The 13,781-nt window shown below is 63.2% G+C and carries 10 protein-coding genes; 7 read left to right on the forward strand and 3 right to left on the reverse strand.

Annotation, left to right across the window (positions count from 1 at the left end):
- Positions 1 to 154 precede the first annotated feature (154 nt).
- The 4 genes from FW789_RS08750 to FW789_RS08765 all read left to right on the forward strand — a co-directional run bounded on the left by FW789_RS08750 (position 155) and on the right by FW789_RS08765 (position 5,207).
- Positions 155 to 2,746: a glycosyltransferase gene (locus tag FW789_RS08750; RefSeq protein WP_103436314.1), complete on the forward strand. Its 2,592-nt coding sequence runs from the start codon at positions 155 to 157 to the stop codon at positions 2,744 to 2,746.
- A 102-nt stretch (positions 2,747 to 2,848) separates the two neighbouring features.
- Complete coding sequence (gene dapE, locus FW789_RS08755) at positions 2,849 to 4,000, forward strand: succinyl-diaminopimelate desuccinylase (RefSeq protein ID WP_446431339.1); 1,152 nt, start codon at positions 2,849 to 2,851, stop codon at positions 3,998 to 4,000.
- Positions 4,000 to 4,812 (forward strand): putative RNA methyltransferase, encoded by an 813-nt coding sequence (locus FW789_RS08760; RefSeq protein WP_101317209.1) that lies wholly within the window; start codon positions 4,000 to 4,002, stop codon positions 4,810 to 4,812. Before dapE ends, FW789_RS08760 begins: the two co-directional genes overlap by 1 nt.
- Positions 4,813 to 4,829: 17 nt before the next feature.
- The gene (locus FW789_RS08765; RefSeq protein ID WP_101317207.1) at positions 4,830 to 5,207 is read left to right on the forward strand and encodes a hypothetical protein; all 378 of its coding nucleotides are present in this window, start codon (positions 4,830 to 4,832) and stop codon (positions 5,205 to 5,207) included.
- 86 nt (positions 5,208 to 5,293) lie between these two features.
- On the opposite strand, the gene FW789_RS08770 is transcribed toward FW789_RS08765, so the two are convergent.
- Complete coding sequence (locus FW789_RS08770; protein ID WP_101317205.1) at positions 5,294 to 5,503, reverse strand: cold-shock protein; 210 nt, start codon at positions 5,501 to 5,503, stop codon at positions 5,294 to 5,296.
- A gap of 232 nt (positions 5,504 to 5,735) precedes the next feature.
- Between FW789_RS08770 and plsB the strand changes: the two genes are divergently transcribed.
- The 3 genes from plsB to FW789_RS08785 all read left to right on the forward strand — a co-directional run bounded on the left by plsB (position 5,736) and on the right by FW789_RS08785 (position 9,447).
- Positions 5,736 to 8,225, forward strand: a complete 2,490-nt coding sequence (gene plsB, locus FW789_RS08775; RefSeq protein WP_207072514.1) for a glycerol-3-phosphate 1-O-acyltransferase PlsB — start codon at positions 5,736 to 5,738, stop codon at positions 8,223 to 8,225.
- A gap of 98 nt (positions 8,226 to 8,323) precedes the next feature.
- Positions 8,324 to 8,722, forward strand: a complete 399-nt coding sequence (locus FW789_RS08780; protein WP_103436310.1) for a YbaY family lipoprotein — start codon at positions 8,324 to 8,326, stop codon at positions 8,720 to 8,722.
- Positions 8,723 to 8,757: 35 nt separating this feature from the next.
- Entirely contained in the window at positions 8,758 to 9,447 is a 690-nt protein-coding gene (locus FW789_RS08785; protein ID WP_101317199.1) for a DUF4197 domain-containing protein, read from the forward strand.
- 54 nt (positions 9,448 to 9,501) lie between these two features.
- Here the strand turns inward: FW789_RS08785 and FW789_RS08790 are convergent, their stop codons facing one another.
- Together FW789_RS08790 and FW789_RS08795 are read right to left on the reverse strand one after the other, a co-directional pair.
- Positions 9,502 to 12,555 carry an efflux RND transporter permease subunit gene (locus tag FW789_RS08790; protein ID WP_446431340.1) on the reverse strand — a complete coding sequence of 1,018 codons (3,054 nt, stop codon included), beginning with the start codon at positions 12,553 to 12,555 and terminating at the stop codon, positions 9,502 to 9,504.
- Between the two features lie 6 nt (positions 12,556 to 12,561).
- The gene (locus FW789_RS08795; RefSeq protein ID WP_207072512.1) at positions 12,562 to 13,662 is read right to left on the reverse strand and encodes an efflux RND transporter periplasmic adaptor subunit; all 1,101 of its coding nucleotides are present in this window, start codon (positions 13,660 to 13,662) and stop codon (positions 12,562 to 12,564) included.
- Positions 13,663 to 13,781 lie beyond the last annotated feature (119 nt).

Here is a 13,781-nt window from a genome sequence, read left to right on the forward strand (position 1 = left end):
AATGTCCGATCAGAGAGTCAGACTTGGACGACAACCGAGTGGGACCAGAGCTACATCCTCTGCGCCGAATGGCACTGCTGCTTTCTTGTCCAAGCGTAGAACGCAGCACCAGCTGGCACCCGCCCACTCCCCTCTTCGGAACCTACAATCGCTTATGTCATCACGCAAATTCGGCCTCAACCTGGTAGTAGTGCTGGTCATCGCCGCGCTGTTCACCGGGTTCTGGGCGCTGATCAACCGTCCGGTGTCCGCGCCGGCCTGGCCGGAGCAGATTTCCGGCTTCTCCTACTCGCCGTTTCGCCTGGGTGAAAGCCCGCAAAAGGGCCAGTACCCGAGCGAGCAGGAGATGCGCCAGGACCTCGAGCAGTTGAGCAAACTGACCGACAGTATCCGTATCTATACCGTCGAAGGCACCCAGGCCGAAGTCCCGCGGCTGGCTGAGGAGTTCGGCCTGCGCGTCACCCTGGGTATCTGGATCAGCCCGGACCTTGAGCGCAACGAGCGCGAGATCAGCAAGGCCATCGAGCTGGCCAACAGCTCGCGCAGCGTGGTGCGGGTGGTGGTTGGCAACGAGGCGCTGTTCCGCAAGGAGGTCACCCCCGAGGCGCTGATTCAGTATCTGGATCGGGTCCGCGCGGCGGTCAAGGTGCCGGTGACTACCAGTGAACAGTGGCATATCTGGAAAGAAAACCCGGAGCTTGCACCCCACGTCGACCTGATCGCCGCGCACATCCTGCCGTACTGGGAGTTTGTGCCAATGCAGGATTCGGTCGAGTTCGTGCTTGATCGCGCCCGTGAGCTCAAGCAGCAGTTCCCGCGCAAACCGCTGCTGCTGTCGGAGGTTGGCTGGCCGAGCAACGGCCGCATGCGCGGCGGCGCCGATGCTACCCAGGCCGACCAGGCCATCTACCTGCGCACGCTGGTCAACACCCTAAACCGGCGTGGTTACAACTACTTCGTCATCGAAGCCTACGACCAACCGTGGAAGGCCAGCGATGAAGGCTCGGTGGGCGCCTACTGGGGCGTGTTCAACGCCGAGCGCCAGCAGAAATTCAACTTCGAAGGGCCGGTGGTGGCGATTCCGCAGTGGCGCGCCCTTGCGGTCGCTTCGGTGGTGCTGGCGATGCTCGCCCTGACCATCCTGCTGATCGATGGCTCGGCGCTACGCCAACGCGGGCGCACCTTCCTCACCTTCATTACCTTCCTCTGTGGCTCGGTGCTGGTGTGGATCGCCTACGACTACAGCCAGCAATACAGCACCTGGTTCAGCCTGATCGTCGGTTTCCTGCTGGCGCTGGGGGCGATTGGTGTGTTCATCGTGTTGATGACCGAAGCCCATGAACTGGCCGAAACGGTGTGGACGGCCAAGCGCCGTCGCGAATTCCTGCCGGTGCAGGGCGACAGCGCCTACCGGCCGAAAGTGTCGGTGCACGTGCCCTGCTATAACGAGCCACCGGAGATGGTCAAACAGACCCTCGACGCCCTCGCCGCACTCGACTACCCCGACTATGAAGTGCTGGTGATCGACAACAACACAAAGGACCCGGCCGTGTGGGAGCCGCTCAAGGCCCACTGCGAACTGCTCGGTGAGCGCTTCAAGTTCTTCCACGTTGCGCCGCTGGCCGGCTTCAAGGGCGGCGCGCTGAACTACCTGCTGCCGCACACGGCCAAGGACGCCGAAGTGATCGCCGTGATCGACTCGGACTACTGCGTCGACCGCAACTGGCTCAAGCACATGGTGCCGCACTTCGCCGACCCGAAGATCGCCGTGGTGCAGTCGCCGCAGGACTACCGCGACCAGCACGAAAGCGCCTTCAAGAAGCTCTGCTACAGCGAATACAAAGGCTTCTTCCACATCGGCATGGTCACCCGCAACGACCGTGACGCGATCATCCAGCACGGCACCATGACCATGACCCGGCGTTCGGTGCTGGAAGAACTCGGCTGGGCCGACTGGTGCATCTGCGAAGACGCCGAGCTGGGCTTGCGCGTGTTCGAAAAAGGCTTGTCTGCCGCCTACGCGCACAACAGCTACGGCAAGGGCCTGATGCCCGACACCTTCATCGACTTCAAGAAGCAGCGCTTCCGCTGGGCCTACGGCGCGATCCAGATCATCAAGCACCACGCCCGCGCCCTGCTGCAGGGCAAGGGCAGTGAACTGACCCGCGGCCAGCGCTATCACTTCCTCGCCGGCTGGCTGCCGTGGGTCGCCGATGGCATGAACATCTTCTTCACCGTCGGTGCGCTGCTGTGGTCGGCAGCGATGATCATCGTCCCGCACCGGGTCGATCCACCGCTGATGATCTTTGCCATCCCGCCGCTGGCGCTGTTCTTCTTCAAGGTCGGCAAGATCCTGTTCCTCTACCGTCGTGCGGTCGGCGTTAACCTCAAGGACGCCTTCGCTGCCGCCCTCGCCGGGCTGGCGCTGTCGCATACGATTGCCAAGGCCGTGCTGTACGGTTTCTTCACCAGCAGCATGCCGTTCTTCCGCACGCCGAAGAACGCCGACAGCCATGGTTTGCTGGTGGCGATTTCCGAGGCGCGCGAAGAGCTGTTCATCATGCTCTTGCTGTGGGGCGCTGCCGGTGGCATCTACCTGGTGCAGGGCTTGCCGAGTTCGGACATGCGCTTCTGGGTGGCCATGCTGCTGGTGCAATCGCTGCCGTACCTGGCCGCGCTGATCATGGCCTTCCTGTCGTCGCTGCCCAAACCGGCAAGCAATGCCGCACAAGCCTCGACTGCCTGACCACAAAGGCCACCCGCCGGCACCCTGAAGGTGCCCGGCGGGCGCATTTGATATAAGATAACGCGCCTGTTTTTTCGTCCTTGCCTTGCCCCGGAGTTCCCCATGACGGCCCCCGCCGAGCTCTCGCCTACCCTTCAACTGGCCTGCGACCTGATCCGTCGTCCCTCGGTGACCCCGGTCGATGCCGACTGCCAGACCCAGATGATGAACCGCCTGGGCGCTGTCGGCTTCCAGCTTGAACCGATGCGCATCGAAGACGTCGACAACTTCTGGGCCATCCATGGCAGTAAGGACGGCCCGGTGTTGTGCTTTGCCGGCCACACCGACGTGGTCCCGACCGGCCCGGTGCAGCAGTGGCAACATGAGCCGTTCCAGGCACTGATCGATGCCGACGGCATGCTCTGCGGCCGCGGCGCTGCCGACATGAAGGGCAGTCTGGCATCGATGGTGGTGGCCAGCGAGCGCTTTGTGCACGACTACCCCAACCACCGCGGCAAGGTCGCCTTCCTCATCACCAGCGACGAAGAAGGCCCCGCCCATCACGGCACCAAAGCCGTCGTCGAGCGCCTGATCGCACGCAACGAGCGCCTCGACTGGTGCATCGTCGGCGAGCCATCGAGCACCAATTTGCTCGGTGACGTGGTCAAGAACGGCCGCCGCGGCTCGCTCGGTGCCAAGCTGACCGTACGCGGCAAGCAGGGCCACGTTGCCTATCCGCACCTGGCCCGCAACCCGATCCACCTGGCGGCGCCAGCGCTGGCCGAACTGGCAGCAGAGCATTGGGACGAAGGCAATGCGTTCTTCCCGCCGACCAGCTTCCAGATCTCCAACCTCAATTCCGGCACCGGCGCGACCAACGTCGTGCCTGGCGACCTGACTGCGCTGTTCAACTTCCGTTTCTCCACCGAGTCGACCGTCGAAGGCCTGCAGGCGCGGGTGGCGGCGATTCTCGACAAGCATCAGCTGGACTGGTCGATCGATTGGGCGCTGTCGGGCCTGCCGTTCCTCACCGAGCCGGGTGAACTGCTCGACGCGGTAGCGGCCAGCATCAAGGCCGTCACCGACCGCGACACCCAGCCATCGACCAGCGGCGGCACCTCCGACGGCCGCTTCATCGCCACCATGGGTACTCAGGTGGTCGAGCTCGGCCCGGTCAACGCCACTATCCACCAGGTCGACGAGCGCATCCTGGCCAGCGATCTCGACCTGCTGACCGAGATCTACTACCAGACCCTGGTGCGGTTGCTCGCCTGATGCTCATCTGCCCTCTTTGCCAGGCGGCCCTGGCAGCGCTGGACAACGGTGTCGCGTGCAGCGCCGGCCATCGCTTCGACCGTGCTCGCCAGGGTTATCTGAACCTGTTGCCGGTGCAGCACAAGAACAGCCGTGATCCAGGTGACAATCAGGCGATGGTCGAGGCCCGCCGTGACTTTCTCGACGGTGGCCACTATGCACCGGTCGCCGAGCGCCTGGCGCAGCTGGCTGCCGAGCGCCAGCCCGGCGCCTGGCTGGATATCGGCTGCGGCGAAGGCTATTACACCGCGCAGCTCGCCAATGCCCTGCCGGCAGCCCAGGGTTACGCCCTGGATATTTCCCGTGAAGCGGTTAAACGCGCCTGCAAGCGCGCGCCGCAGGTGACCTGGATGGTCGCCAGCATGGCCCGCGTACCCCTGGCCGATGCCAGCTGCCAGTTCATCGCCAGCGTTTTCAGCCCGCTCGACTGGCAGGAGGCCTTGCGCCTGCTCAGCCCCGGCGGCGGCCTGATGCGGGTCGGCCCGACCAGCGGTCACCTGATGGAACTGCGCGAGGTGCTTTACGATGAAGTGCGTCCGTATGCTGACGACAAACACCTGGCACTGGTGCCAGCGGGAATGGTCCATGCTCACAGCGAAACCCTCGAGTTTCGCCTCAGCCTGGCCGCACCCAAGGCTCGCGCCGACCTGCTGGCGATGACCCCGCACGGCTGGCGAGCAAGCGCTGAAAAGCGCGCGCTGGTGATCGACCAGGCCGCGCCGTTCGAGGTGACCGTTTCCATGCGTTATGACTATTTCCTGCGCCAATCCTGAGCACACCGGAGCCCTTTATGCGTCAACCTGATATCGAGATCTACCTGAAGGACACCGACGTCGACCACAAGCAGATTGCCCAGTGGTTGGTCGAGGCCTTGGGCCCGTGCACCGAATGGACCCAGAAAGGCCTGACCTGGAAATGCCAGGCCGGTAACATCCCGGTGACCTGGTTACCGAAGGCTGTAGGGAAATGGAACAGCCTCTACCTGGAAAGCGACCAGACCCCGTGGGAAGACGACATTGCCTGCGCACGCGCAGCCTTTGCCGCACTCAACGTCGAAGTGCGTTGTGCACCGGGCAGCTGGAGCGAAGAACACGGGGAAGAGGATGCCGACCGTTGGGTCCGCATCAGCGCCGATGGTGAAGAGGAAATCACCTGGCGCACGCAGTAATACTGCGAGAGGGATGTAACACGAGCAATCGCATCAGGCTGCAAGTTCCACGGTCAACTTGCAGCTTGAGGCTTGCCAAGCAGCGCTTACAGGCCCACTACATCCTCGGCCTGGAGACCTTTCTGGCCTTGGGTGAGGTTGTATTCAACCTGTTGCCCTTCGACCAGCGAGCGATGCCCTTCACCACGAATCGCCCGATAGTGGACGAATACATCGGCCCCATCTTCGCGCTGAATGAAGCCATAACCCTTGGCATCGTTGAACCACTTTACATTCCCAGTCTCACGAGACGACATCTGAACTACTCCAGTTTTTTTATTGTGAAGATCGCCTTGCAGGCACTGGGTTTTCCCCGTGCCGACGCCGCTTGCTGAAATATCCTGCAAGGGGCGGACCGAGTATATGACAGAGAACAAAGAAAATTCATGACAGGCCTGTTGAATGCGGTTTTTTGCTGAACTTGCGCAGATACGGCAGACTCACTGACTGCAAATCGATCCGAAATTCTTCCCAGGGCCCACACATCACATGACCCGTTCCCCCCTGCGCCGCTTGATCTTCGGCGCCCTGCGCCGCGTGCTTTACCTGTGGGTACGCTCCGAGACCATCAATCAGTCATCGCTGACCCTAAAGCTCGACCGCAGCCGCCCGGTGTTCTATGCCCTGCCCTCGCCGTCGCTGACCGACCTGGCGGTGCTCGACCGCGAATGCACCAAAGCGGGGCTGCCGCGACCAGTGTTGCCCGTTGTGGTTGGCCCGCTGCACGAGCCTGCGGCGTTTTTTTATCTGACCCCTGAGCCGGACTGGCTCGGCCGCCACGACAAACGCGGCGCGCCGCCGACCCTGGAGCGGCTGGTCGAAGCAGTCAGCCAGCATGCCGAAGAGGACGCACAGATCATCCCGGTCAGCGTGTTCTGGGGGCAGACCCCGGCCAGTGAATCGAGCCCATGGAAGCTGCTGTTTGCCGACAGCTGGGCGGTAACCGGACGCCTGCGTCGCTTGCTCACTATCATCATGCTCGGGCGCAAGACCCGCGTGCAGTTCTCGGCGCCGATCCACCTGCGCGAGCTGGTCGAGCACAACAAGGGCCATGCGCGTACCGTACGCATGGCCCAGCGCCTGATGCGCGTGCACTTTCGCAACCTCAAGAGCGCGGTCATCGGCCCGGACATTTCGCACCGGCGCAACCTGGTCAAAGGCCTGATCCACGACCAGCAGGTGCGTCAAGCCATCGCCGAGGAGGCAGAACGCGAGCAGATTCCGCTGGCGAAAGCCGAGGCGCGAGCGCTGCGCTACGGCAACGAAATTGCCTCGGACTACACCTACACCGCGATCCGCTTTCTTGAAGTGGTGCTGAGCTGGTTCTGGAACAAGATCTACGACGGCATCAAGGTCAACAACATCGAGCAGGTGCAAGGCATCGCTCCCGGTCACGAGGTGATCTATGTGCCCTGCCACCGCAGCCACATCGACTACCTGCTGCTGTCCTACCTGCTGTTTCGCAACGGCCTGACGCCACCCCACGTAGCCGCAGGCATCAACCTCAACATGCCGGTCATCGGCAGCCTGCTGCGCCGTGGCGGGGCGTTCTTCATGCGCCGTACGTTCAAGGGCAACCCGCTGTACACCGCGGTGTTCAACGAATACTTGCACACACTGTTCACCAAGGGCTTCCCGGTCGAATACTTCGTCGAAGGCGGCCGCTCGCGCACCGGGCGCATGCTGCAGCCACGCACCGGCATGCTGGCGATTACTCTGCGCAGTTTCCTGCGCTCGTCGCGCACACCGATCGTGTTCGTGCCGGTGTACATCGGCTATGAGCGGGTGCTCGAAGGCCGCACCTACCTGGGCGAGCTGCGTGGGGCGAGCAAGAAAAAAGAATCCATCTTCGACATCTTCAAGGTCATCGGCGCGCTCAAGCAGCGCTACGGCCAGGTGTCGGTCAACTTCGGCGAGCCGATCCGCCTGGCCGGCTTCCTCGATGAGCAGCGCCCAGGCTGGCGCGAAGAGGATCACGGCGAGCAGTTTCGTCCGGCCTGGTTGAACGACACCACCCACCGCCTGGGCGAAACCGTGGCCCGCCACCTCAACGAAGCCGCGGCGGTCAATCCGGTCAACCTGGTCGCGCTGGCATTGCTCTCGACCAGCCGTCACGCGCTCGACGAAAGCGCGCTGGTGCGGGTGCTCGACCTGTACCTGAGCTTGCTGCGTGAAGTGCCCTATTCGGCGCATACCACCCTGCCTGAGGGCGATGGCATGGCCTTGATCAGCCACGTCAAAGGCATGAACCTGCTGTCCGAGCAGAACGATGCCATGGGCCGCATCCTCTATCTGGATGAAGCCAACGCGGTGCTGATGACCTATTACCGCAACAACGTACTGCACATCTTTGCCCTGCCGGCGCTGCTGGCGAGCTTCTTCCAGAGCAGCTCACGGATCAGCCGCGAGCTGATCGGCCAGTACGTCAAGGCGCTGTATCCGTACCTGCAAGCTGAGCTGTTCCTGCGCTGGACGCCCGAGCAACTCGACGAAACCATCGATCACTGGCTCGACGCGCTGGTTGCCCAAGGCCTGCTGCGGGTGGAAAACGGCGTCTACCTGCGCCCGGCACCGAGTTCGCGTGCGTTCGTATTGCTGACGCTGCTCTCGCGAACCATCACCCAGGCCCTGCAGCGCTATTACATGGCGACCTCGCTCTTGGTCAACAATGGCCAGCAGACCCTGACCGCCGAGGAACTGGAAGACCTCTGTGTGATGATGGCCCAGCGGCTGTCGATCCTGCATGGCCTGAATGCACCGGAGTTCTTCGACAAGAGCCTGTTCCGCCACTTCATCCAGACCTTGCTCCAGCAAGGCGTGCTGCGGCCCGCCGGCAACGGCAAGCTCAGCCATCACGACAAGCTCGGCGAACTGGCCGAGGGTGTGGCCAAGCGCGTGCTGTCGGCCGAGCTGCGCCTGTCGATTCGCCAGGTGGCGCTGCACCGCGAAATAGAAGGTGTGGAGCAAATCCCCACCTGAGTGCAAACCCTTGGCCGCGACTGCCGCGACCTTGGCAGGAAAATCCGCTACAGTCCCCGGGGTTGGTCACAAGCCGACCCCAGGACTACGGAGAATCCATGAAAAAGCTCTTTATGCTGTGCTGCGCCTCTCTGCTTGCAGCCTGCTCCAGCAACAGCCCGGCACCACAGGCCAGCCTTGATGGCGAAGTGTTCTACCTGCAGCGCATTGCCCTGCCGCCAGCCGCTACCCTCAGCGTCAGCTTGCAGGATGTGTCGCTGATGGACGCCCCAGCCGTGACCCTGGCCAGCCAGGCCGGCCCGATCAAAGGCAACGTACCGCTGCCGTTCCACCTGAGCTACGACCCGGCTCAGGTCAAACCGGGACACCGCTACGCGGTCAGTGCCCGCATCGAGTATCAAGGCCAACTATTGTTCATCAGCACCGAACAGCACAGCGTCGCGCTCGACGGCAGCGACCAGCAGCCGCTGCGGATCAAAGTCGACCCGGCTCGCTGAGCCCTGCACCTATTCACTGTCATAAGGAATAATCCATGATTCGCTCCTCCCTGCGCTTCGGCGGCCTCTGCGCTGGCCTGCTGTTGTCCGCCAGTGCGCTGGCCCTGTCGCTCGGCGACCTCAGCCAGCAGGACGCTACCGGCGGCCTGAAAGACGCCCTCACCCAAGGCGCCCAAGTGGCGATCAAGCAACTCGGCACCCCCGGTGGCTTCAGCAACAATCCCGACGTGCGCATCGAGCTGCCAGGCAACCTCGGCAAAGCCGCCAAGGCGATGAAGATGTTTGGCAAGGGCGACCAGGTGCAAGCGCTGGAAGACAGCATGAACAAGGCCGCCGAAGCCGCCGTGCCGCAGGCTCAGGCGATCCTCGTCGATGCAGTGAAGAAGATGACCGTCACCGATGCCAAGGGCATCCTCAGTGGCGGTGAAGACTCCGCCACGCAGTACCTGAACAAGAGCAGCCGCGAGCAGATCCGCGCCAAGTTCCTGCCGATCGTCAAGGCCGCCACCGACAAGGTCGGCGTGGTCCAGCAGTACAACAGCTTCGCCGGTCAAGCCTCGGCCCTGGGCCTTGGCAGCAGCAAGAGCGCCAACGTCGAAAGCTACGTCACCGAGAAGGCCCTTGATGGCCTGTTCGAAATGATTGCCAAGCAAGAGCAGAGCATTCGCCAGAATCCGGCGCAGGCTGCTACCAGCCTGGCCAAAAAAGTCTTCGGCGCCCTCTGAGGCCCATCGCTGGCGCGCCTGCTGCAGATTGGCAGCAGGTGCGCCCAGCGCCCCTTACACTTCCTTCCTGACCTTGAACCATGCCGCATATAGCGCCGGCAGGAACAGCAGCGTCAGCACCGTGGCGACGATCAGACCGCCCATGATCGCCACCGCCATCGGCCCGTAGAACACGCTGCGTGACAGCGGAATCATCGCCAGCACGGCGGCCAGTGCAGTCAGAACGATTGGCCGGAAGCGCCGCACCGTGGCCTCGATAATTGCTTGCCAGCGCTGCATGCCCGCGGCGATGTCCTGCTCGATCTGATCGATCAGGATCACCGAATTGCGCATGATCATCCCGGCCAGGGCAATGGTGCCGAGCATGGCCACGAAGCCGAACGGCTGGCGGAAGATCAGCAGGAACAACGTCACCCCGATCAACCCCAGCGGTGCAGTGAGGAACACCATCACCGTGCGCGAGAAGCTGCGCAGCTGGATCATCAACAGGCTCAACACCACCACGATGAACAGCGGCATGCCGGCATTGACCGACTTCTGCCCGCGCTCGGAGTCCTCGACAGTGCCGCCGACCTCAAGCAGATAGCCGTCCGGCAAGCTGGCACGCACCTGCTGCAACGATGGCTCGATCTGCTTGACCAGCGTCGCCGGCTGCTGCTTGTCGTAGATATCGGCGCGCACGGTCACCGTTGGCAGCCGATTGCGATGCCAGATAATGCCTTCCTCGAAGCCGTACTCAAGAGTCGCCACCTGCGACAGCGCCACGCTCTGGCCGTTATCGGTCGGCACTGCGAGGCTTGCCAGGTTACCCAGGTCGCCACGCGCCTCGGCCGTGCCCCGCACCAGAATCTCGATCAGCTCGTTGTCTTCGCGGAACTGGCTGACCGAGCTGCCGGTCAGCGAGCTGCGCAGGAAGCTCGCCAACTGGGCAGTGCTCACCCCCAGCGCCCGCGCACGTTCCTGGTCGATTTGCAGAAACACCGCCTTGCTCGGCTCTTCCCAATCCAGGTGCACGTTGACTACGTGCGGGTTCTCCAGCACCTTGCTCGCCACTTTCCGAGCCAGCGCGCGGACCTTCTCGATGTGCTCGCCGGTGACCCGGAACTGCACCGGGTAACCTACCGGCGGGCCGTTTTCCAGGCGCGTGACGCGGGAGCGCAATTGCGGGAACTGCTCATCCAGGGTCGCGATCAACCAGCTACGCAGCGCCTCGCGATCTTCCAGGGATTTGGCCAGCACCACGAACTGGGCAAAACTGGCCGCCGGCAACTGCTGGTCCAGCGGCAGGTAGAAGCGCGGCGAGCCGGTGCCGATGTAGGCCACATAGTTGTCGATGCCGTCCTGGTTCTTGAGCAGGCCTTCGAGGCGCTTGACCTGTTCGGCGGAATTACTCAGCGAGGCGCCTTCGGCCAGCTTGAGGTCAATCATCAGCTCCGGCCGACCCGAGGCCGGGAAGAACTGCTGCGGCACGAAACGGAACAGCAGGATGCTGCCGACGAACGCGGCCATGGTCAGCAGGATCACCGTCTTGCGCCGGCGCACGCACCATTCCACCACTCGCCGCACACGTTGGTAAAAAGGCGTCGCATAGGGGTCAGTGTGGCCGCGAGCGGCATGCAGCTTGGCCAGATCTGGCAGCAAGCGCTCGCCCAGGTACGGCACGAACAGTACCGCTGCTACCCAGGAGGTCAGCAGGGCAATGGTCACCACCTGGAAAATCGAGCGAGTGTATTCGCCGGTACTGGAGGCCGCGGTGGCAATTGGCAAAAAGCCCGCCGCGGTAATCAGGGTGCCTGTGAGCATTGGGAACGCCGTGCTGGTCCAGGCGTAACTGGCCGCCTTGAGCCGGTCGTAGCCCTGCTCCATCTTGATCGCCATCATCTCCACGGCAATGATCGCGTCGTCGACCAACAGACCCAGGGCCAATACCAGCGCACCGAGGGAAATCTTGTGCAAGCCGATGCCGAAGTAGTGCATGGCAGCAAAAGTCATCGCCAGCACCAGCGGAATCGCCAGCGCCACCACCAGCCCGGTACGCAGGCCGAGCGAGAAGAAGCTCACCAGCAGCACGATCACCAACGCTTCGACCAGCACTTGCACGAACTCGCCGACCCCGGCCTTGACCGCCGCCGGCTGGTCGGACACCTTGCGCAGCTCCATGCCGGCCGGCAGGTTGTGCGCCAGCCGAGCGAACTCGACCTCCAGCGCCTTGCCCAGCACCAGGATATCGCCGCCGTCCTTCATCGCCACGGCCAGGCCGATGGCGTCTTCACCCATGAAGCGCATGCGCGGCGCCGGTGGGTCATTGAAGCCACGGTGCACCTCGGCGACATCGCCGATACGGAAGGTGCGCTCGCCGACCCGGATCGGGAATTGGCGGATCTGCTCGACACTGTCGAAGCGGCCACTGACGCGCAGTTGCAGGCGCTCGCTCGGGGTCTCGAAGAAGCCCGCGCTGCTAACCGCATTCTGCTCTTGCAGCGCCTGCTGCACGGCGGCCAGCGGCACGCCAAGGGTAGCCAGCTTGAGGTTGGACAGCTCGATCCAGATCTTTTCATCCTGCAGACCGATCAGCTCGACCTTGCCCACATCCTTGACCCGTTGCAGCTGGATCTGGATGCGGTCGGCGTAATCCTTGAGCACGGCGTAGTCAAAGCCTTCGCCAGATAACGCATAGATATTGCCGAAGGTGGTACCGAACTCGTCATTGAAGAACGGCCCCTGGATCTCCGGCGGCAAGGTATGGCGGATATCCGCGACCTTCTTGCGGATCTGGTACCACAGCTCGGGGATGTCCTTGGAGTGCAACGAGTCGCGCGCCATGAAGGTGACCTGCGACTCGCCTGGGCGCGAGAACGACACGATCTTTTCGTACTCGCCAGTTTCCATCAGCTTCTTTTCGATGCGTTCGGTAACCTGGCGCGACACCTCTTCGGCGCTCGCACCCGGCCAGATGGTACGGATGACCATGGCCTTGAAGGTAAACGGCGGATCCTCGCTCTGCCCCAGCTTGGTGTAGGACATCGCACCAATCGCGGCCAGCAGGATCATCAGGAACAGTACGATCTGGCGATTGCGCAGCGCCCAGGCGGAAAGGTTGAAACCCATCGGGACTTACTCCTTGGCCGCCAGATCCACATCACGATTACTGCGGTCGACCGGCCGCACCTGCTGGCCCTCGCGCAATACATGACCACCGGCAGCGACGATCCAGTCGCCCGGGGCCAACCCGTCAAGCACCGGCACGCTGTCGGCGCCATAGGCACCCAGGCGCACCGCAACGCGCTGCAGGCGTTTGTCCTTGTCAACTCGCCACACGTAGGCCTGGCCCTGCTCGGCGGTCACCGCCGACAACGGCAGCGCCAATGCCGGCTGGCCTTCATGGGCGACGAACACTCGGGCGCTTTGGCCCAGCTCAGCCGGCGCCTTGCTCGAGCCAAAAGCGATGCGTGCGGCAAAGGTCCGCGAGCGCGGGTCGGCTGCCGGGGACAGTTCGCGGATGCGCGCGGGGTAACGCTGATTGGGCTGCGACCACAGTTCGACACTGACGGGCTGGCCGACGGCAAAGCGCGCGAACTGCTGCTCAGGCAGGCCGATGACCACTTCACGTTCACCATCTGCTGCCAGGGTAAACACCGTCTGCCCTGCTGCAACGACCTGGCCGACCTCGACCTGACGCTTGGAAATCACTCCCGCCTGCGGCGCACGCAGCACTGCATAGTCGGCCTGGTTGCCGGCCACATCAGCTTCGGCCTGAGCCTGCTTGAGGCGGGCAAGGCCTGCGCGGTAGAGGTTTTCGGCGTTGTCGAACTGCGAGCGGCTGACCATCTGCCGGTCGAGCAATTTCTGATAACGCTCACGTTCGGTCTGCACCAGCGCCAGGTTGGCCTGCGCGGCGGCAAGCTGGGCGCGGTTGGCTTGCAATTGCAGGCGTACATCCTGTGGGTCGAGCTCGGCCAGTGGCTGATCGGCCTTGACCCGCTGGCCCTCTTCCACCAGGCGCTTGCTGACTTTGCCGCCAATGCGGAAGGCCAGCTCAGGCTCGAAGCGGGCGCGCACTTCCCCAGGGTAGCTGTCGGCGACAGCGCTGGCGGGCTGCGGCTGCACCACCAGGGCCGGACGCGGCGCGGCAGGCGGCGCGGTCTCCTGACCACAGGCGGCCAGCAGCAAGGCTGCAGCGGCGGGCAAAGCAATTGACCAGGCATGACGCAACATGATGGGGGACCGTCCGTGTAAGGCGCTTCTAATATTTATACTGGCGAGTATATTAAATCAGCTGTGCGATGGCGGGAAGTCGGGGAAAGGTAGAAAGTTGTTGTGGTGGAGCGCGTGTC

Source organism: Pseudomonas sp. 1121_17, assembly GCF_052850745.1.